The sequence below is a fragment of the Burkholderia sp. IO2 genome (assembly GCF_029522185.1).
GTDB lineage: Bacteria > Pseudomonadota > Gammaproteobacteria > Burkholderiales > Burkholderiaceae > Burkholderia > Burkholderia cenocepacia.
Genome location: NZ_JAKWFH010000034.1, coordinates 25915 through 44984 on the forward strand (window position 1 = coordinate 25915; position 19070 = coordinate 44984).

The 19070-nt window shown below is 67.3% G+C and carries 18 protein-coding genes and 1 pseudogene; 7 read left to right on the forward strand and 12 right to left on the reverse strand.

Going from position 1 to position 19070, the window contains the following annotated elements; translation table 11 throughout:
* The first annotated feature begins 12 nt into the window (after positions 1-12).
* The gene (locus MMB92_RS21675) at positions 13-813 is read left to right on the forward strand and encodes a UDP-2,3-diacylglucosamine diphosphatase (protein ID WP_006483982.1); all 801 of its coding nucleotides are present in this window, start codon (positions 13-15) and stop codon (positions 811-813) included.
* Positions 814-871: 58 nt separating this feature from the next.
* Here the strand turns inward: MMB92_RS21675 and cysE are convergent, their stop codons facing one another.
* Positions 872-1645 (reverse strand): serine O-acetyltransferase, encoded by a 774-nt coding sequence (cysE, locus tag MMB92_RS21680; protein WP_277562915.1) that lies wholly within the window; start codon positions 1643-1645, stop codon positions 872-874.
* 295 nt (positions 1646-1940) lie between these two features.
* Positions 1941-2765, reverse strand: a complete 825-nt coding sequence (locus tag MMB92_RS21685) for an RNA methyltransferase (RefSeq protein ID WP_006483995.1) — start codon at positions 2763-2765, stop codon at positions 1941-1943.
* 282 nt (positions 2766-3047) lie between these two features.
* Here MMB92_RS21685 and MMB92_RS21690 point away from each other — a divergent pair, with 282 nt between their 5' ends.
* Positions 3048-3851 (forward strand): inositol monophosphatase family protein, encoded by an 804-nt coding sequence (locus tag MMB92_RS21690; protein WP_006493635.1) that lies wholly within the window; start codon positions 3048-3050, stop codon positions 3849-3851.
* 307 nt (positions 3852-4158) lie between these two features.
* Positions 4159-5781 carry an NAD(P)/FAD-dependent oxidoreductase gene (locus MMB92_RS21695; protein WP_006483988.1) on the forward strand — a complete coding sequence of 541 codons (1623 nt, stop codon included), beginning with the start codon at positions 4159-4161 and terminating at the stop codon, positions 5779-5781.
* A gap of 122 nt (positions 5782-5903) precedes the next feature.
* On the opposite strand, the gene MMB92_RS21700 is transcribed toward MMB92_RS21695, so the two are convergent.
* Positions 5904-6230, reverse strand: coding sequence for an EthD family reductase (locus MMB92_RS21700; protein ID WP_006484001.1), 327 nt, complete (start codon positions 6228-6230; stop codon positions 5904-5906).
* Positions 6231-6582: 352 nt separating this feature from the next.
* Here MMB92_RS21700 and mutS point away from each other — a divergent pair, with 352 nt between their 5' ends.
* Positions 6583-9240: a DNA mismatch repair protein MutS gene (mutS, locus tag MMB92_RS21705; protein WP_062884442.1), complete on the forward strand. Its 2658-nt coding sequence runs from the start codon at positions 6583-6585 to the stop codon at positions 9238-9240.
* Between the two features lie 4 nt (positions 9241-9244).
* Positions 9245-10492, forward strand: coding sequence for a hypothetical protein (locus MMB92_RS21710; protein WP_006498639.1), 1248 nt, complete (start codon positions 9245-9247; stop codon positions 10490-10492).
* On the opposite strand, the gene MMB92_RS21715 is transcribed toward MMB92_RS21710, so the two are convergent.
* Positions 10472-11014 (reverse strand): peptidylprolyl isomerase, encoded by a 543-nt coding sequence (locus MMB92_RS21715; protein WP_006498638.1) that lies wholly within the window; start codon positions 11012-11014, stop codon positions 10472-10474. The genes MMB92_RS21710 and MMB92_RS21715 overlap by 21 nt on opposite strands.
* A 32-nt stretch (positions 11015-11046) precedes the next feature.
* On the opposite strand from MMB92_RS21715, the gene MMB92_RS21720 reads away from it, so the two are divergent.
* Together MMB92_RS21720 and MMB92_RS35300 are read left to right on the forward strand one after the other, a co-directional pair.
* On the forward strand, positions 11047-12267 hold the full coding sequence (locus MMB92_RS21720) for a cupin domain-containing protein (RefSeq protein WP_006487051.1): 1221 nt from the start codon (positions 11047-11049) through the stop codon (positions 12265-12267).
* A gap of 56 nt (positions 12268-12323) precedes the next feature.
* A pseudogene (locus MMB92_RS35300) lies at positions 12324-12570 on the forward strand (hypothetical protein).
* Here MMB92_RS35300 and MMB92_RS21725 read toward each other — a convergent pair.
* The 8 genes from MMB92_RS21725 to MMB92_RS21760 all read right to left on the reverse strand — a co-directional run bounded on the left by MMB92_RS21725 (position 12571) and on the right by MMB92_RS21760 (position 19027).
* Entirely contained in the window at positions 12571-12774 is a 204-nt protein-coding gene (locus MMB92_RS21725) for a hypothetical protein (RefSeq protein WP_006487056.1), read from the reverse strand.
* 101 nt (positions 12775-12875) lie between these two features.
* Positions 12876-13652, reverse strand: a complete 777-nt coding sequence (locus MMB92_RS21730) for an MBL fold metallo-hydrolase (protein ID WP_058901597.1) — start codon at positions 13650-13652, stop codon at positions 12876-12878.
* A 4-nt stretch (positions 13653-13656) separates the two neighbouring features.
* Positions 13657-14802: an outer membrane protein assembly factor BamC gene (bamC, locus tag MMB92_RS21735; protein ID WP_006487057.1), complete on the reverse strand. Its 1146-nt coding sequence runs from the start codon at positions 14800-14802 to the stop codon at positions 13657-13659.
* Between the two features lie 111 nt (positions 14803-14913).
* Entirely contained in the window at positions 14914-15816 is a 903-nt protein-coding gene (dapA, locus tag MMB92_RS21740; protein ID WP_006487058.1) for a 4-hydroxy-tetrahydrodipicolinate synthase, read from the reverse strand.
* A gap of 46 nt (positions 15817-15862) precedes the next feature.
* The gene (locus tag MMB92_RS21745; RefSeq protein WP_012492702.1) at positions 15863-16465 is read right to left on the reverse strand and encodes a class I SAM-dependent methyltransferase; all 603 of its coding nucleotides are present in this window, start codon (positions 16463-16465) and stop codon (positions 15863-15865) included.
* A gap of 8 nt (positions 16466-16473) precedes the next feature.
* Positions 16474-17676 carry a tryptophan--tRNA ligase gene (locus tag MMB92_RS21750; protein WP_006487046.1) on the reverse strand — a complete coding sequence of 401 codons (1203 nt, stop codon included), beginning with the start codon at positions 17674-17676 and terminating at the stop codon, positions 16474-16476.
* 8 nt (positions 17677-17684) lie between these two features.
* Positions 17685-18347, reverse strand: a complete 663-nt coding sequence (locus MMB92_RS21755) for a site-2 protease family protein (RefSeq protein ID WP_006487048.1) — start codon at positions 18345-18347, stop codon at positions 17685-17687.
* A gap of 47 nt (positions 18348-18394) precedes the next feature.
* The gene (locus MMB92_RS21760; protein WP_059722818.1) at positions 18395-19027 is read right to left on the reverse strand and encodes an L-threonylcarbamoyladenylate synthase; all 633 of its coding nucleotides are present in this window, start codon (positions 19025-19027) and stop codon (positions 18395-18397) included.
* Positions 19028-19070: the final 43 nt, after the last annotated feature.

A 19070-nucleotide genomic window follows, 5' to 3' on the forward strand; every position in this document is an offset into this window, starting at 1 on the left:
GGAGGCACTTCGATGTTGCAGGAGAGTCCGCCGCGAAGCGTCTCCGCGGGCGTGCCGGGCGAGCGCGAGTACGCGCAAGCCGCACGCCCGTTCCTGTTTCTCTCCGATCTGCACCTGAGCGAAGCGATTCCGAAGACGGTCGCCGCGTTCGAGCATTTCGTGAAATACACCGCCGACAGCGCCGATTCGGTGTTCATCCTCGGCGACCTGTTCGAATACTGGATCGGCGACGACATCCTCGACGACGATCCGTTCGCCGCGCGCATGGCCGCGCTGATGCACACGTTCTCGGAGCGCGGCATCGCGCTCTACGTGATGCACGGCAACCGCGATTTCCTGCTCGGCCGGCGCTTCATGAAGGCGGCCGGTGCGATGCTGCTGCCCGACCCCTCGCTGATCATGGCGTTCGGCCAGCGCATCGTGCTCGCGCACGGCGACGCGCAATGCACGGCCGATCGCGGCTATCAGTTGTTCCGGCGCGTCGCGCGCAACCGCGTCGCGCAATGGCTGTTTCTCGCGTGGCCGTTCCGCTGGCGCCGCGCGCTCGCGCAGCGCATGCGCTCGAACAGCGAAGCCGGCCGCATGCGCCCCGTGTCAGCAATCTACGACGTCACGCGGGAAGGCGTGGCCGCGCTGTTCCGGAAAAGTCGCGCAAGCGTGATCATTCACGGCCACACGCACCGCCCCGCGCGCCACGCGGAACCGGGCGGAATCCGCTGGGTACTGCCCGACTGGGATCTCGATCACGGCACGCCGCGCGGCGGCTATCTGCGCGTCGACGCGGAAGGCATCCACGCGATGCCGCTCGACTGACGCCACCGCTGCCGCTGTCGTCGCATCGACCGGCAGCCGTGGGCGCCCTGCTCGTTCGTTACATCTGGCGTTCGACCGTCTTGCCTTCCAGCACCGCGGACAGCCTGCGCAGGTCGAGGCGCGCCGCATCGGCGCCCTGCAGCGTTTCCAGATGCGTACCGAGCCGTTCGAGCGCCGCGACGATCTCGTCGACGCGACGGCTTTCCTTCGCCGCGTGATCGATCAGCCCGTGAATCGCAAGCGACATCGGATCGTCGGCGTTCGGCGTGATCCCGTACGCGCAGAATGCCGCGCGCTCGGGTTGCGGCTTCGGCTGCGCCGGCATCACGATGCGCGCCGGGTTGCCGACCGCCGTGCCGTCGGGCGGCACCGGCTTGACGACCACCGCGTTCGAGCCGATCTTCGCGCCCGCACCCACCGTGAAACCGCCGAGCACCTTCGCGCCAGCGCCGACGATCACGCCGGCCTCGAGCGTCGGATGGCGCTTCGCGCCGCGCGTGAGCGACGTGCCGCCCAGCGTCACGCCCTGATAGATCGTGCAGTCGTCGCCGATGATCGCCGTCTCGCCGATCACGACACCCATGCCGTGATCGATGAACACGCGCCGGCCGATCGTCGCGCCGGGGTGGATCTCGATCCCGGTCAGGAACCGGCCGGCCTGCGACGCGAACCGCGCGAGCCAGTAGCGCTTCGCGCGCCAGCAGGCGTGCGCGAAACGGTGCAGCACGAGCGCATGCAGCCCCGGATAACAGGTCAGCACTTCCCACGCACTGCGAGCGGCGGGATCCCGCTCGCGAATCGTTGCAACGTCTTCGCGCAGTCTCGTGAACATGATGTGATCTGGGAAAAGGCCGGCGCGCATCGCCGGCAATGCCGGCCGTTATCGCGCCGGGTAATTTGCTTATGACGTCCGGCGATTGTAGGGCCAGTCGCGCGCCGCCGCACGCGGTCGCGCGTTCACCCCGCCACCGGCGCGGGTATTCGGCCGGGACGGGTTTCCGGGGAGGCCCGTCGGGCGAAACTGCAGGGTTCGTCGCTTCCGGCGGATCACCGCATGGCCTGCCCGCCACCCACCACCCGCCGCATCCGTCGGACGCCCCGCACCCCGCGATCAGCGCGCCGGCCGCTTACGCGTCGCCGCCCGGTTTGCCCGACTTCAGCAGGATGTGCTTCGCGACGCCGCGCAGGATGTTGACCTCCTCGCGCTCGAGGCCCGTGCGCGCGAACAGCCGCCGCAGCCGCGGCATCAGCTTCTTCGGGTTGCGCGGATCGAGGAAGTCGAGCGCGATCAGCGCATGCTCGAGGTGCACGTACATCCGCTCGATCTCGTCGCTCTGCGCGAGCGTGCCGGCTTCGGCCGGCGGTTGCGCCGACGGCTCGCTCGCCTGCTCGAGAAACGCGACGCGCAACTCGTACGCGAGCACCTGCACGGCCTGCGCGAGGTTCAGCGAACTGTAGGCCGGATTCGCCGGAATGTGCGCGAGCGCGCTGCACTGCTCGACATGCTCGTTCGCGAGACCCGTACGCTCGTTGCCGAACACGAGCGCGATGTCGCCCGTGCCGACCTGCGCGCTCGCCTGCGCGGCGGCCGCGCGCGGCGCGAGCCGCGGCGGCCCGTATTCGCGCGTACGCGCGGTCAGCGCGATCGACCAGTGCACGCCGGACAGCGCTTCGCCGAGCGTCGACACGACATGCGCGGACGCGAGGACGTCGTCCGCGCCGCTGGCCATCGCGATCGCCTCCGGATCGCTCTGCACGTGCGGCACGCGCGGTGCGACCAGCACGAGGCGCGAGAAGCCCATCGTCTTCAGCGCGCGGGCGGCCGCCCCGACGTTGCCGGGATGGCTCGGCTCGACGAGCACGAAGCGGGTGGACGTGAAGCCGCCGGACGGCGGCGGGGACGAGGCCGCGCCCGATTCGGACGGCGCGGCGGTGTTCTGCGGGGTTTCCACTACGAGACGACTCGGTTCATCAGAATGGCCGTATGGTATCGCCATCGCTCCCGCAAACCCACTCGTCCGGATGGCCAGTGGGGGTTTCCCCGCATTCCGGTCGCCTGAAACCACCAAAAATCGGGTAAAATCATGCCTTTACGCGTTGCGCCGCGGCGCAGCGCGGGTCGTACCCCGCTCTTTGTCAATTCGCGTCTCACCTCGCCCCGGCACGCTTGCGCCGTTCCGGGCGGTTGTCCCACTTCGTGGCGGCCCGTGCCGCCGGCTACAGGATCCAGGCTCATGCATCCCATGCTCAACATTGCTGTCAAGGCTGCGCGCCGCGCCGGACAGATCATCAATCGCGCGTCCCTCGATCTCGACCTGATCGAGATCCGCAAGAAGCAGCAGAACGACTTCGTCACCGAAGTGGACAAGGCCGCCGAAGACGCGATCATCGAGACGCTGAAGACCGCCTACCCCGACCACGCGATCCTCGCGGAGGAATCGGGCGAATCCGACAACGAATCCGAATTCAAGTGGATCATCGATCCGCTCGACGGCACGACCAACTTCATCCACGGCTTCCCGTATTACTGCGTATCGATCGCGCTCGAGCACAAGGGCGTCGTCACGCAGGCCGTCGTCTACGATCCGAACAAGAACGACCTGTTCACGGCCACCCGCGGCCGCGGCGCATACCTGAACGACCGCCGCATCCGCGTCGGCCGCCGCGACCGCCTGGCAGACGCACTGGTCGGCACGGGCTTCCCGTTCCGCGAGAAGGACGGCCTCGACGCCTACGCGCGCCTCTTCACCGAAATGACGCAGGCCTGCACGGGCCTGCGCCGTCCGGGCGCGGCGGCGCTCGATCTCGCGAACGTCGCGGCCGGCCGCCTCGACGCGTTCTTCGAGCAAGGCATCAACGTGTGGGACATGGCAGCGGGCAGCCTGCTGATCACCGAGGCCGGCGGCCTCGTCGGGAACTACACGGGCGACGCCGATTTCCTGCATCGCCACGAGATCGTCGCCGCGAACCCGAAGATCTACGCGCAGATGATCCCGATCCTGAACCGCTACAGCCGCGTGCATCCGGCAGCGGAGTAAGCCCGGGCCGCGCCCGCGTGGCGCGGCTTTCGCGCAAACCGCTCGCAGGCATCGTCACGCTGGCGCGCCGATCGCCCCGGAACGCGGGACAATCTTCCGTGCACACGGGTCGCTTCGTGCGCCTATCCTGAAGTTGCCCGAGTTGCCTGGGGCCGGCCGGCGTATCGCCGCCCGCGCCGCTGGTCGCGCAATGCCAGCGAAGGGTTTGCGTCCGGCATGCCCGCGCGGCGACAACGCCGCCGCCGGCATGCCGGCCCCGCCTGTATCAACACCGCCACGGCGCCGTGGCAATCGCATCCGAGTCCTCATGTTACGGCTAAGCGAAATTAAACTCCCCCTCGACCACCCCGAGAGCGCGCTCGAGGCCGCGATTCGCGCGCGCCTCGCGGAGCTTGGCGTGGCGGCAGACGGGCTGCTCCGTTACACCGTGTTCCGCCGCGCGCACGACGCGCGCAAGCGCGCGGACATCAAGCTCACGTATATCGTCGATGTCGAAGTCAAGGACGAAGCGGCCGCGCTCAAGCGCATCGCCGGCAAGCCGCATTGCGGCGTGACGCCCGACATGGCGTACCACTTCGTCACGAAGGCGCCCGAACACGCCGATTTCCTGCGCCCGGTCGTGATCGGCATGGGGCCGTGCGGCCTGTTCGCGGGGCTGATCCTCGCGCAGATGGGGTTCCGTCCCATCATCCTCGAACGCGGCAAGGCCGTGCGCGAACGCACCAAGGACACGTTCGGCCTGTGGCGCAAGAGCGTGCTCAATCCCGAATCCAACGTGCAGTTCGGCGAAGGCGGCGCAGGGACGTTCTCCGACGGCAAGCTGTACAGCCAGATCAAGGATCCGAACCACTATGGCCGCAAGGTGCTCGACGAATTCGTCAAGGCCGGCGCGCCCGAGGACATCCTGTACCTGAGCCGCCCGCACATCGGCACGTTCCGCCTCGTCAGCATGGTGGAAAAAATGCGCGCGTCGATCCACGAACTCGGCGGCGAAGTGCGCTTCGAAACCCGTGTCGACGATATCGAAATCGACCAGGGCAAGGTGCGCGCGCTCAAGCTGTCGAACGGGGAAACGTTGCGGTGCGACCGCGTGGTGCTGGCCGTGGGCCACAGCGCGCGCGACACGTTCCAGATGCTGCACGACCGCGGCGTCTATATCGAAGCGAAACCGTTCTCGCTCGGTTTCCGCATCGAGCATCCGCAGGGGTTGATCGACCGCAGCCGCTTCGGCAAGTTCGCGGGTCACAAGCAGCTGGGCGCGGCCGACTACAAGGTGGTCCACCACTGCAGCAACGGGCGCGCGGTCTACAGCTTCTGCATGTGCCCGGGCGGCACGGTGGTCGCCGCGACCTCGGAGCCGGGCCGCGTGGTTACCAACGGGATGAGCCAGTATTCCCGTGCCGAGCGCAATGCGAATGCGGGCATCGTCGTCGGCATCACGCCGGACGACTATCCGGGCGGCCCGCTCGCCGGCATCGCGTTCCAGCGCAAATGGGAGGAACGCGCGTTCGAACTCGGCGGCGGCGATTACCGCGCGCCGGGCCAGCTGGTCGGCGATTTCATCGCGGGCCGGCCGTCGACGTCGCTGGGCTCCGTGGAGCCGTCGTACAAGCCCGGCGTGAATCCGACCGACCTCAGCACCGCGCTGCCGGACTACGTGATCGAAGCGATCCGCGAGGCGCTGCCCGAGATCGACAAGAAGATCGCCGGCTTCGCGATGCACGACGCCGTGCTCACCGGTGTGGAGACACGCACGTCGTCGCCGATCCGGATTCGCCGGAAGGACGACTACCAGAGCATGAACGTCGAAGGCCTGTATCCGGCCGGCGAAGGCGCCGGCTATGCGGGCGGCATCTATTCGGCCGCGATCGACGGTATCGAAGTCGCGCAAGCGGTGGCGCTCAGCCTGATGTCGGGACACGCGTCCTGAACTGCGGGACAGGGCCGGCGCACGCAGGTTCGTGACCTGGGCGCGGCCGGCCTGCCTGCGCCGCGACAGCGCGGGCGCCACGCCATACGCGGATGCGGTGCCGGGCGATAGCCGAACCTCGGTCAGTCTTCCGAACGCTCCACGACCACCTCGCTGATTTGCAGCACCGGTTGTATATCCGTGTAATTGGCGATGTCGGCCATGATCTCCTGCGCGTGCGGGTCGCGGGCTGCCTGGAAAGCTTCGACGGACGTACAGACGAAGTCACACTTGGCCACGTAAACCGGGTCGGCGCCAGGCGCACCGCCTGCGATGCCCTTGTCCACCGTGTAGTACAGACATGCCGCGCCGAGTCGCTGTTTCACCATCGGCATATGCGTCTCGCGGTAGTACGCATGGTCGAATCGCGCGCCTGCGGTGTACGGATACATGACACTGACTTTGATCATCGGATTGGTTCTCCTGTTGCGGCACGGTAATCGAGGCGCCGCCGCCCGCGAGACGAGGCCGAGGTCGCCGATACAGGCATGGCCGACCTTTGTTCCGGAATCGGTGTACTCGTTCTTGCGATTGTAAGCACCGGTGAACCCGTCTTGCCAGTTCGGTGGCAACGGGTGCCCCATGATGCCGCAGCGGCTCGGTGCTGTCAGATGCTTTGCAGGTCGGCAGCCGGGAGAAGCCGTCTTTCAAATCGCGACTGCCCGGCACCACCGGCAATCGGCCGAATGGCCAACTTCGCACGTTCACGTCGACGCCACTGGTAAACTCGGGCAACCCAAGCAACAACTTCATGCCTGATCTATGACCACGCTGTCGCCCGAGGCCTTTGCCGGCCACACCCCAATGATGCAGCAGTACCTGCGCATCAAGGCCGATCATCCGGACACGCTCGTCTTCTACCGGATGGGCGACTTCTACGAGTTGTTCTTCGAGGATGCGGAAAAAGCGGCGCGCCTGCTCGACCTGACCCTCACGCAGCGCGGCGCGTCGGCCGGCACACCGATCAAGATGGCCGGCGTCCCGCATCACGCGGTCGAGCAATACCTGGCGAAGCTCGTGAAGATGGGCGAATCGGTCGCGATCTGCGAGCAGATCGGCGATCCGGCCACGTCGAAGGGCCCGGTCGAACGCAAGGTCGTGCGCGTCGTCACGCCCGGCACGCTGACCGATGCCGCGCTGCTGTCCGACAAGAACGACGTCTACCTGCTCGCGATGTGCACCGGCCACAACAAGCGTGGCGTCGCGGTCAATATCGGCCTCGCGTGGCTGAACCTCGCGAGCGGCGCATTGCGGCTCGCCGAAATCGAGCCCGAGCAGCTTGCCGCCGCGCTCGAACGCATCCGGCCGGCCGAAATCCTGACGCCGGACGGTGCAACCGACGCCATTCCGGCCGGCGCGGGCGCCAGCAAGCGCGTGCCGGCCTGGCACTTCGACATCGCGTCGGGCACGCAGCGCCTGTGCGACCAGCTCGATGTCGCGAGCCTCGACGGATTCGGTGCGCATTCGCTGACGAGCGCGTGCGGCGCGGCCGGCGCGCTGCTGCTCTATGCCGCGGCCACGCAAGGCCAGCAACTGCGGCACGTGCGCAGCCTGAAGGTCGAGAACGAAACCGAATACATCGGGCTCGACCCGGCCACGCGCCGCAACCTCGAACTGACCGAGACGCTGCGCGGCACCGAGTCGCCCACGCTGTATTCGCTGCTCGACACCTGCTGCACGACGATGGGCAGCCGTCTGCTGCGTCACTGGCTGCATCACCCGCCGCGTGCGTCGGTCGCCGCGCAGTCGCGCCAGCAGGCGATCGGCGCGCTGCTCGACGCGCCGGCCAACGCGAGCCTCGATGCGCTGCGCAGCGCGCTGCGCCAGATCGCCGACGTCGAACGGATCACCGGGCGGCTCGCGCTGCTGTCCGCGCGCCCGCGCGACCTGTCGAGCCTGCGCGACACGTTCGCCGCGCTGCCGGCGCTGCGCGAGCGCATCAGCGCGATCGTCGCGAACGCCGATGCGCTCGCGCGCGTCGACGCGGCGCTCGCGCCGCCCGCCGAATGCCTCGACCTGCTGACGAGCGCGATCGCCACCGAGCCGGCCGCGATGGTGCGCGACGGCGGCGTGATCGCGCGCGGCTACGATGCCGAGCTCGACGAGCTGCGCGACATTTCGGAGAACTGCGGTCAGTTCCTGATCGATCTCGAAGCGCGCGAGCGCGCGCGCACCGGCATCGCGAACCTGCGTGTCGAATACAACAAGGTGCACGGCTTCTACATCGAGGTCACGCGCGGCCAGACCGACAAGGTGCCCGACGATTACCGCCGCCGCCAGACGCTGAAGAACGCCGAGCGCTACATCACGCCGGAACTGAAGACCTTCGAGGACAAGGCGCTGTCCGCGCAGGAACGCGCGTTGGCGCGCGAGCGCGCGCTGTACGACTCGGTGCTGCAGGCGCTGCTGCCGTTCATCCCCGAATGCCAGCGCGTCGCCTCGGCCCTCGCCGAGCTCGACCTGCTCGCCGCCTTCGCCGAACGCGCACGCGCGCTCGACTGGGTCGCGCCGACCTTCACCGACGAGATCGGCATCGAAATCGAACAGGGTCGCCATCCTGTCGTCGAAGCGCAGGTCGAGCAGTTCATCGCGAACGACTGCCGGTTCGGTCCCGAACGCAAGCTGCTGTTGATCACCGGGCCGAACATGGGTGGTAAGTCGACGTTCATGCGGCAGACCGCGCTGATCGCGCTGATGGCGTACGTCGGCAGCTACGTGCCGGCGAAGTCGGCCTGCTTCGGCCCGATCGACCGGATCTTCACGCGCATCGGCGCGGCCGACGATCTCGCGGGCGGCCGCTCGACCTTCATGGTCGAGATGACCGAAGCCGCGGCGATCCTCAACGACGCGACGCCGCAAAGCCTCGTGCTGATGGACGAGATCGGCCGCGGCACGTCGACCTTCGACGGCCTTGCGCTCGCCTGGGCCATCGCGCGCCACCTGCTGGCGCACAACGCGTGCTACACGCTGTTCGCGACGCACTACTTCGAGCTGACGCAACTGCCGGCCGAGTTCCCGCAAGCGGCGAATGTCCATCTGTCGGCCGTCGAGCACGGCCACGGGATCGTGTTCCTGCACGCGGTGAACGAGGGCCCGGCGAACCAGAGCTACGGCCTTCAGGTCGCGCAGCTCGCGGGCGTCCCGGCACCGGTGATCCGCGCCGCGCGCAAGCACCTCGCGTATCTCGAACAGCAGTCGGCGTCCCAGCACACGCCGCAACTCGACCTGTTCAGCGCGCCGCCGGCGGCAATCGACGACCTCGAATGCGCGGACGCGCCGGCGCTGCCCGACACGCCGCATCCGGTGCTCGAAAAGCTGCGCGACATCGATCCCGACGATCTCAAGCCGCGCGAGGCGCTCGACCTGCTGTACGAGCTGCGCACGCTGGTCCGGTCGCACGATGCCGACGGGCACGCGTAAGCGCATGCCGCGGGGCCTGCCAGCCCGCGCCGCCGCCGCGCTCGTCACGGCGGCGCTTGCCTTCGCGCAGGCGGATGCGCTGGCCGCGCCCCCCAAGCGCAGCGCGGCGCCCTACTCGTTCGCCGTCGTGTCGGGCGTCATCAACGTCCCGGCGGACGAGCCGGCCGCGCAGCGGCTGCTCGATGCGATCGCACGCGAACGCAACCTCGCGTTCGTCGTCTACGCGGGCGATCTCAAAGGCTCGAAGGAAGCATGCCGCGACGCGCTGTATTCGCAGCGCGGCGCGATCCTGGATTCAGCACGCGTGCCGCTCGTGTTCATTCCCGGCCACGACGACTGGATCGCCTGCAACACGGCGGCCGGCGGCGGCTACGACCCGGTCGAGCGGCTCGATTTCCTGCGGCAGACGCTGCTCGCCGATTCGGCGCTGCCCGACCCCGGTGCGCTGCAGATCACGCGCGAGAGCGAAGTCGCGCGGTTCCGGCCGTATCGCGAGAACGCACGCTGGATGCGCGACGACATCGTCTACGTCGCCCTCAATGCACCGGCGCCGAACAATCATTATTTGACGGCGGGCGGCCGCAACGGCGAATTCGAGGATCGCATCATCGCGAACGGCTTCTGGATCGACCACGCAGCCGAATATGCGAAGCGGCGCGAGGCGCGCGCGATGGTGGTGATTTTCGAAGGCGATCCACAGTTCGAACGCTATGAACGCGCGGAGCGCTTCGCATGGCTGCGTTTCAACCGGCCGCGCGTGCGCGACGGCTTCCGTGAGCTGAAACGAACGCTGGTGAAGGCGGCGGCGACATTCCGCGGCCCGATCCTGGTGATGCATGCGAGTGGCGAACCGCTGGCGAACGGCTTTCTGATCGATCGTCCGCTGCATGCCGACGACGGTGAACTGGTAGGAAACGTGACGCGCGTCGCGATCGGACCGCGCCATCCGGCGAATCAGTGGGTGAAGGTGAGCGTCTCGCCGGCGCGGCAGACGATCTTCAACGTGAGCCTCCAGGAGGTGCCGAAGAACCTGCCGGTGCCGCCCACGCTGCCGCTCGTGCCGCGCGACGACGTGCCGCTGCCGCAGATGCCGGAAATTCCTGCGCTGCCGGCGCTGCCCGACGCGTCGTCGGTCGCGCCGCCGCTGCAGGGCGACGGCGCCGCACCGGGCGGCGCGTCGTGGCCGGCACCGCCTCCCGCATCGGGGCCGGCGCCGGGCCTGCCGGCAAGCTCAGTGCAGGGTACGCCCTGACGGCGCTTCGCCGTCTTCGTCGTCGTCCTCGTCGATGATCTCGAGCCCTTCCGCGCCATGCGCGTGCTCGTGCTCGATTTCGTCTTCGGTGGCTTCGCGGACGTCCTTCACGGTCAGCGCGAAACGCAGCGCCATGCCGGCCAGCGGGTGATTGCCGTCGAGCACGACCTTGTCTTCGGCGATATCGGTGACCGTGTAGATCAGCGAGTCGACTTCCTCGTCGCCGTCTTCCGGCGTGCCTTCGAACTGCATGCCGACCTCGAGGGGCTCGGGAAAACGGTCGCGCGGCTCGATCTTCACGAGTTCGGGATCGTAGTCGCCGAACGCGTCCTGCGGCTCGAGCTGAACCTGTGCCTGGTAGCCCGCCTCGTGGCCGTCGAGCTGTTCCTCGATCTTGGGGAACGTGCCATCATAGCCGCCGTGCAGATAGACCATCGGCTCGTCGCTTTCCTCGATCAGATTGCCCTGTGCGTCCGACAGCTTGTAAGTGACCGACACGACGGTGTTTTTTGCGATTTTCATCCAATTCTCCCAAATACAAGTCTCATTATACGATGCGCAACCGGTCTCAAGCCGAACCGCGGGATGCCGCTGCCGCCCCGCTCGGCGCGCCGCCTTCCGATCTTCCCACGCCGCTGCTCGGCGGCCTCACGCCGGCGCAATTCATGCGCGGCTACTGGCAAAAGAAGCCGCTGCTGATCCGCCAGGCGATCCCCGGCGTCACGTCGCCGGTCACGCGCGATGCATTGTTCGAGCTCGCCGCCGACTATGACGCGGAATCGCGATTGATCACCCATTTTCGTAACAAGTGGCAACTGGCGCACGGTCCGTTCGAGCCCGATTCGCTGCCTTCGGTCACGCGCAAATCCTGGACCCTGCTCGTGCAGGGGCTCGACCTGCACGTCGACGCCGCGCGCGCGTTGCTCGACCGCTTCCGTTTCATCCCCGACGCGCGGCTGGACGACCTGATGATCTCGTATGCGACCGACGGCGGCGGCGTCGGCCCGCACTTCGATTCGTATGACGTATTCCTGCTGCAGGTCGAAGGCCGGCGCCGCTGGCGGGTCGGCGCGCAGAAGGATCTGTCGCTGCAGCCGGACGTGCCGCTGAAGATCCTCGAAAACTTCGAGCCGAGCGACGAATGGGTGCTGGAACCCGGCGACATGCTGTACCTGCCGCCGCACATCGCGCACGATGGCGTCGCCGAAGGCGAATGCATGACCTGCTCGATCGGCTTCCGGGCCCCGTCCGTCGGCGAGCTGGGCGCCCAGTTCCTGTACTACCTCGCGGAGCGCGGCGGCCTGCGCGACGCGAACGGGGACGACCTCTACCGCGATCCGAAGCAGCCGGCCGTCGACGCGCCCGCGCAACTGCCGCCGGCCATGGTCGAACGTGTCGCCGAGATCGTCGATGCGATCCGCTGGCGCAAGCGCGACGTCGCCGAATTCCTCGGCTGCTACCTGAGCGAGCCCAAATCCAACGTCGTTTTCGACCCGCCCGAGCGTCCGCTGTCCGAAGCCGCGTTCGTCACGCAAGCGTCACGCCGTGGCGTGTGTCTCGACAGAAGGGCCGCATTGATGTATAACGCGCGCTCGTACTTCATTAATGGCGAGGAAGGACCGCTCGAGCAAGCCGGTGAATGGCTGCCCGAACTGGCCAATCAACGCCAGATGGAGGCGAAACGGTTTGTAACACTATCCCGGGTTCCTTCAATGACAGCCTTGTTGCACGAGTGGTATCGTGCGGGCTGGATACGGGTCGGAAACCGGAATTAGTGTGAGTCGCCCCGTATGCCCGTACAGATCAAATTCTGTATGGGAAAGACAACGTATTGACCCCGCATTTGTCGACGGTCGATAGGAAAGTGCATATAATTTCCGCCCAAGCCGTAGGGAAGATTCACGCTCTAAGAAGTGCATCTCCACCAGCGGCCCAGGTCGGTGTTGGAGCACATTACCGGTATTGTTTCGCGCTGTTGCTTACCTTTAACCATAAAAGGACGTGATCATGAAGAAATCCCTCCTCGTAGCTTCCCTGTTGGCTGCTGTTGCACTGGCTGCTTGCAACAAGAGCGCTGATCAAGCTGCTTCGTCGGCTGCAAGCGACGCGGCTGCTGCTGCTTCGTCGGCTGCTTCGGCAGTTGCTGGTGCTGCGAGCGACGCTTCGGCTGCTGCTTCGTCGGCAACGGCTGCTGCGAGCGACGCTGCTGCTGCAGTGGCGTCGGCTGCTTCGGCAGCGACGGCTGCTCCGGCTTCGGGCGCAAGCCAGTAAGCCTTCAGCATCAGCTGAAAAAAACCGGCCCGAGGGCCGGTTTTTTTACGTCTGCCGCTTTCGAATCGAGCACCCGGCAGCCGTGTCGAGCCGCCGCGGCGGCCCTCCCCCGCTATCCGAGCATCAGCCAGTCGAAGCCCGCGTCCTGCGAGGCCACGATCACGTCTTCCCCGTCCGTCCCGAGCACACCGCCAAACGCCTGGCGGGCCAGTTCTGGCAGGTTGTTCTGCTGGCTCAGATGGGCCGCCACCAGGTGCTGGAGACGGCTGCGTTCGAGCGACGCGAGAATCTCGGCCGCCGCGTCGTTGCTCAGGTGGCCGTGGTTGCCGCCGATCCGCGCCTTCAGCGACTGCGGATAGCGGCTGGCGGCCAGCATCGCGGTATCGTGGTTGGATTCGAGCACCAGCGCGTCACAGCCGCTCAGGACGGCCGTGATGTGCGGCGTGGCCATCCCGACGTCCGTCAGCACGCCGAGCCGGCGGTTTCCGTCCATGAAGACGAACTGGAGCGGTTCCCGCGCGTCGTGGGGGACCGTATAGGGCATCACGGCCAGATCGCGTATCGCGGCCGTCTCGTCGCCCCACAGCACGTGGAGATCGACATCGACCTCGTCCGCGCCGACCGCACGCGCGGTGCCCCAGCTCATGTAGAGCGGCAACGACGCGCGACGCGCGAGCGTCAGCGCGCTGCCGACGTGGTCGCTGTGTTCATGGGTAATGAGGATCGCGTCGAGATCGGCGACGCCGAGATTCAGTCGGCCGAGCCGGCGCTCGACCTCCTTGGCGGAAAAGCCGCAGTCGAGCAGCACGCGGGTGGTCGTCGTGCCGCTCGAGGCCTCGACGACCAGCGCGTTGCCTTCGCTGCCGCTTCCGAGGCTGGCGAATCGCACGCGCTCAGTTCAGCTGCGCGTGCAGCAGCGAAATGAGCCTCTGCGCGTCCGACGAGTTGTCGATCTGGCCATTCGCGCCGACCACCGCGACCTGCGTGCCGCCATTGCCCTGTGCACGCACGTTGATCAGATATTCCTTGCCGGGCTTGGCTGCCGACGGACCACCGTAGAACAGCTTGCCGAACAGGCCGTCACGCTTGAGCTCTTCCATCGAATTCGCGTAGCGCACGGTGTACACGCCCTTCTCGCGATCGCGATTGTCGACCGTGAAGTTGGTCCGGTCGAGCGCCAGGCCCACGCGCAGCCACGCGCGGTCGAACGACTCGGCCAGCTGCAGCGTCGCCGCGCCGCCGCTCGTATCGCTGACCTGCGCCGGCGCCGTCGCGGGACGCGCATCGGTCAACAGCTGCTTCGCCTGCGCGTCGGTCAGGCCGAACTTCTGCATCAGCTTCGACAGGAACACGGCTTCGAGCACCGGATTGCGCGGACGCTCTTCCCAGCGCGACGACGTGCCGCCCTGCGGGCCGACCATCATTTCTTCCATCGCGCTGTGCGTGATCGAGATGTCGGTGTTGCCGTCCGACGTGCGGTTCACGAGCGTGCGGAAGCGGTCGCGCGTGCCCGACGAATACGCGAAATCGATGACCCGGCCGATCGTGCGGCGGAACCAGTCGTCCGGAATGTTCGCGCGGTTCTCGGCCCAGTCGGTGGCCATGATGCCCGTCGACGGCGCATCGGTCTTCAGCGAGAAGCCGTTCTCCTGCCAGAATTCCTTCAGGATCGGCCACAGCTGCTCGGGCGTGCGGCCGTCGACGACGAGCCAGCGGCGATCGCCGTCGCGCTCGATATGCATGCCAAGCGGATCCTGCGCGCTCGGGATGCCGTCGGTCGCATTGCCTGCTTGCGTCGTGGCCCGCGGCGGCAGCGTGCCGAGCCCGGCATTGGTCGGCGGCGCGACGAACTGCTGCGTCGTCGGGACCGGCTTCAGGTCGCTCGGCACCGCGAGCGGCGGCGCCGACCCGGTGTTCTTGTAGTTGACCCGGTCAGGGGCCAGGTAGTCGTTCAGCGTATCGCAGCCAGCGAGCGCGCCCAGCGCCAGCGCCACCACCGACAGCTGGATGGCGCGAGAGGAAAAGGCGAAACGTTTCATGAAATCCTTCGTCTTGCTAGAACGCTCGTCAGGAGCGGCGCCGGACGGAGCCGGCCGGTGCGGGTTGATCAGGGGTCGAGCCGGCGGCCGCAGGACGCGGCCGCCTCGGCATCAGAGGACGCCGGCCTCGACGAGGGCCGAACGCACGGCATCGTGGCAGCGCTCGTCGAGCGCCGTGAGCGGCAGCCGGATGCCGCCCTGCATCTTGCCCATCGCCTGCAGCGCCCACTTCACCGGGATCGGGTTCGCTTCGATGAACAGGTTCTTGTGCAGCGACAGCAGCTTCATGTGCAGCGCGCGGGCTGTCTGCACGTCGCCGGCCAGCGCCGCGCGGCACAGCTCGCTCATCGCGCGCGGCGCGACGTTCGCGGTCACCGAGATGTTGCCGTGGCCGCCGAGCAGCATCAGCGCGATCGCGGTCGGATCGTCGCCGCTGTAGATCGCGAAGTGCTTCGGCGCAGCCTTGATCAGGTGCGCGGCACGATCGATGTTGCCGGTCGCTTCCTTCACGCCGATGATGCCCGGCACGTCAGCGAGGCGCAGCGTCGTCTCGTGCGCCATGTCCGCGACCGTCCGGCCCGGCACGTTGTACAGGATCACCGGCAGGTCGACCGCTTCGGCGATCGTCCGGAAGTGGCGGTACATGCCTTCCTGCGTCGGCTTGTTGTAGTACGGCACGACCTGCAGCGTCGCGTCCGCGCCGACGGCCTTCGCATGCTTCGTCAGCTCGATCGCCTCGGCGGTCGAATTGCCGCCCGCGCCCGCGATGATCGGGATGCGTTTCGCCGCATGCTCGACCGCCGTGCGGATCATCAGGATGTGCTCTTCGACGTTGAGCGTTGCCGATTCGCCGCTCGTACCGACGACGACCAGCGCATCGGTGCCTTCCGCGATGTGCCAGTCGATCAGTTTGCGAAACGCCGGCAGGTCGAGACTGCCGTCTTCGAGCATCGGGGTGACGATCGCGGGGATGCTGCCGCGGATTTGAATGCCGTCTTGGGTGCCGTTAGCCATGAAACGCGATTGATTGTGTACCGGTAAACGTTGAGATTGTAGCGGATTAGCCGGGCAGTTCGTAACGTGGAATTCCCGCCCCCGCCTTCGGGGTCGCGCCCTCGCGCACTGCGCTCAGACGCTGGACGAACGCCTCGCGCGGCGCGGCGATGAAACCGTCCTCGTACGCGACCACCCGCAGGTGGCCGTGCACGGCGTCCAGCAGCTCGCCCGGGGCGAGCAGGAACGCGGGGTTGGACGGTTTTCCGACCGTTTCGTTTCCTTGCGCGAAAGTTTCGTAGATCAGCACGCCGCCCGGCGCCACGGCATCGCGCAGATGGGGCCAGAGCGGGCGATGCAGATAGTTCGTGACGATCACGGCCGCGAACCGCTCGCCGGCCGGCAGCGGCCATGGCGCGCCTTCGAGATCGGCCTCGCGGGCGTCGACGCCGGGAATCGCGCGCAACGCGGCGAGCGCGGCCGGATCGCGGTCGAGCGCGACGACCGGATGCCCGCGCGACGCGAACCAGCGCGCATGGCGGCCGCCGCCCGCGGCAACGTCGAGCACCGCGCCGCCGGCCGGCACGAGCCGCGCCCATTGCGCGACCCAGCGCGACGGCCCGGCCTGGCCGACGTGACCGCCCGCGGCGGCGATGACGGATTCGCTCATGCGCCGGATCAGTTGTACGACAGGCCCATCGCGTCGCGCACGTCGCGCATCGTTTCCGTCGCGTACTTGCGCGCCTTGTCGCAACCGTCCGCGACGATCGCGCGCAGCAGCGACGGATCGTCCATGTACTTCTGCGCACGCTCAAGCATCGGCTGCTGTTCGCGCAGGATGCCTTCGACGACCGGCTGCTTGCAGTCGAGGCAGCCGATACCCGCCGAGCGACAGCCCTTCTGCACCCACTCGTGCGTCGCTTCGTCCGTGTAGACCTGGTGAAGCTGCCACACCGGGCACTTGTCGGGATCGCCCGGATCGGTGCGGCGCACGCGCGCGGGATCGGTCGGCATCGTGCGGACCTTCTTCGTGATCGTCTCGGCGTCTTCGCGCAGGCCAATCGTGTTGCCGTACGACTTGGACATCTTCTGCCCGTCGAGGCCCGGCATCCGCGACGCTTCGGTCAGCAGCGCCTGCGGCTCGACCAGGATGATCTTGCGCGCGCCTTCGAGATAGCCGAACAGGCGCTCGCGGTCGCTCATCGACAGGCTTTGCGACTCCTGCAGCATCGCGCGCGCCTGTTCGAGCGCCTCGTCATCGCCCTCCTGCTGGTACGCATTGCGCAGTTCGTGATAGAGCTTCGCGCGCTTGCCGCCGAGCTTCTTCGCGGCTTCGAGCGCCTTCTCCTCGAAACCGGGCTCGCGGCCGTACAGGTAGTTGAAGCGGCGCGCGATCTCGCGCGTCATCTCGACGTGCGGCACCTGGTCCTCGCCGACCGGCACGAGCGAGCCGCGATACAGCAGGATGTCGGCGGCCATCAGCACCGGGTAGCCGAGGAAGCCGTAGGTGGACAGGTCCTTGTCCTTCAGCTTCTCCATCTGCTCCTTGTAGGTCGGCACGCGTTCGAGCCAGCCGAGCGGCGTGCTCATGCCGAGCAGCAGTGCGAGTTCCGCGTGCTCGGGCACCTTGCTCTGGATGAACAGCGTCGCCTGCGCCGGATCGATGCCGGACGCGAGCCAGTCGATCAGCACGTCCCACACGTTCTTCTCGATGACCTCGGGCGTCTCGTAGTGCGTCGTCAGCGCGTGCCAGTCGACGACGCAGAAGAAGCACGGGTACTCGGACTGCAGCTTCACCCAGTTTTTCAGCACGCCGTGGTAATGACCGAGGTGCAGCGACCCGGTGGGTCGCATGCCGGAGAAAATACGTTCTGGGAACATGATTGTCGTTAGAAAAGCGAGGCGAAGGGAGACAGGATGGCGCTCAGGACGGCGTAGCCGACATTGACGAGCGGACGCAGCCAGAAGTTCGTCAGCACGCCCGTCGTGACGAGCACGAGGACGATGATGAAACCGTACGGCTCGATGCGCGACAGCGCGATCGATTGCCTGGTCGGCAGCAGCGCCGCCAGGATGCGGCCGCCGTCGAGCGGCGGCAGCGGAAACAGGTTCAGCACGCCGAGCACGAGGTTCGCGCTGACGCCGGCGAGCGCCATCCGCGTGAAGAACGGCTCGTCGACACCCACGGCCGGCAGCACGAGGGTCAGCAGGCCCCAGACGAGCGCCTGCACGAAGTTGCACGCGGGCCCAGCGAGCGCGACCCACAAACTGCCCCAGCGCGGATTGCGCAGGTTGCCGAACGACACCGGCACCGGCTTCGCATAGCCGAACAGGAACGCGCCGCCGGTCAGGAAGTACATCGCGAGCGGAATCGCGATCGTGCCGAGCGGATCGATGTGGCGCATCGGATTGAACGACACGCGCCCCATCACGTAGGCGGTATTGTCGCCGAGCAGACGCGCGGCGTAGCCATGCGCGGCCTCGTGCAGCGTGATCGCGAAGATCACGGGCAGCGCGTAGACGGCGATGGTCTGTATCAGGGAAGCATCCATATCGCGTTATTGTAACAAGCGCACTCGCGCAAAAATGGCACCGCGCGTCATGCGGCCGAGAGTCCGAACGGTTCGAGTGCCCCGCGCCCCGCGCGGATGAGTTCGGGCGCGTCGCCGGTCAGGTCGATCACCGTCGACGGCTCACGCGGGCACGCGCCGCCGTCGATCACGAGGTCGACCTGTTTCTCGAGCCGCGTGCGGATTTCGTCGGGATCGTTCAGCGGTTCGTCGTCCGGCGGCAGGATCAGCGTGGTGCCGAGCAGCGGCTGGCCGAGCGACTCCAGCAGCGCGAGCGTGATCGCGTGATCGGGCACGCGCAGCCCGATCGTCTTGCGCGACGGATGCGACAGCCGGCGCGGCACTTCCTTCGTCGCCTGCAGGATGAACACGTACGGGCCCGGCGTCACCGACTTGATCTGCCGGTACTGGCGGTTGTCGACCATCGCGAAGTTGGCGAGCTCCGACAGGTCGCGCACCAGCAGCGACAGGTGCTGCTTCTCGTCGAGGCCGCGAATCCGGCGCACGCGCTCGACCGCGTCCTTGTCGTCGAGATGGCACGCGAGCGCATAGCTCGAATCGGTCGGCATCGCGATCACGCCGCCCTTGCTGACGATCTCCGCCGCCTGCTTGATCAGGCGCGGCTGCGGATTATCCGGATGAATCCTGAAGAACTGGGACATGGGGACACGTAAAGAGGGAGAAGTCGGATGCGCGCATCGGCAA

Coding starts and splice junctions, on each gene's coding strand:
- MMB92_RS21725 (WP_006487056.1), bottom strand. CDS start 12,774: ATGCTGAAGGCTTACTGGCTTGCGCCCGAAGCCGGAGCAGCCGTCGCT.
- MMB92_RS21750 (WP_006487046.1), bottom strand. CDS start 17,676: ATGTTCCCAGAACGTATTTTCTCCGGCATGCGACCCACCGGGTCGCTG.
- MMB92_RS21720 (WP_006487051.1), top strand. CDS start 11,047: ATGCGCAACCGGTCTCAAGCCGAACCGCGGGATGCCGCTGCCGCCCCG.
- MMB92_RS21700 (WP_006484001.1), bottom strand. CDS start 6,230: ATGATCAAAGTCAGTGTCATGTATCCGTACACCGCAGGCGCGCGATTC.
- dapA (WP_006487058.1), bottom strand. CDS start 15,816: ATGGCTAACGGCACCCAAGACGGCATTCAAATCCGCGGCAGCATCCCC.
- MMB92_RS21695 (WP_006483988.1), top strand. CDS start 4,159: ATGTTACGGCTAAGCGAAATTAAACTCCCCCTCGACCACCCCGAGAGC.
- mutS (WP_062884442.1), top strand. CDS start 6,583: ATGACCACGCTGTCGCCCGAGGCCTTTGCCGGCCACACCCCAATGATG.
- MMB92_RS21690 (WP_006493635.1), top strand. CDS start 3,048: ATGCATCCCATGCTCAACATTGCTGTCAAGGCTGCGCGCCGCGCCGGA.
- MMB92_RS21745 (WP_012492702.1), bottom strand. CDS start 16,465: ATGAGCGAATCCGTCATCGCCGCCGCGGGCGGTCACGTCGGCCAGGCC.
- MMB92_RS21710 (WP_006498639.1), top strand. CDS start 9,245: ATGCCGCGGGGCCTGCCAGCCCGCGCCGCCGCCGCGCTCGTCACGGCG.
- MMB92_RS21675 (WP_006483982.1), top strand. CDS start 13: ATGTTGCAGGAGAGTCCGCCGCGAAGCGTCTCCGCGGGCGTGCCGGGC.
- cysE (WP_277562915.1), bottom strand. CDS start 1,645: ATGTTCACGAGACTGCGCGAAGACGTTGCAACGATTCGCGAGCGGGAT.
- MMB92_RS21755 (WP_006487048.1), bottom strand. CDS start 18,347: ATGGATGCTTCCCTGATACAGACCATCGCCGTCTACGCGCTGCCCGTG.
- MMB92_RS21760 (WP_059722818.1), bottom strand. CDS start 19,027: ATGTCCCAGTTCTTCAGGATTCATCCGGATAATCCGCAGCCGCGCCTG.
- bamC (WP_006487057.1), bottom strand. CDS start 14,802: ATGAAACGTTTCGCCTTTTCCTCTCGCGCCATCCAGCTGTCGGTGGTG.
- MMB92_RS21715 (WP_006498638.1), bottom strand. CDS start 11,014: ATGAAAATCGCAAAAAACACCGTCGTGTCGGTCACTTACAAGCTGTCG.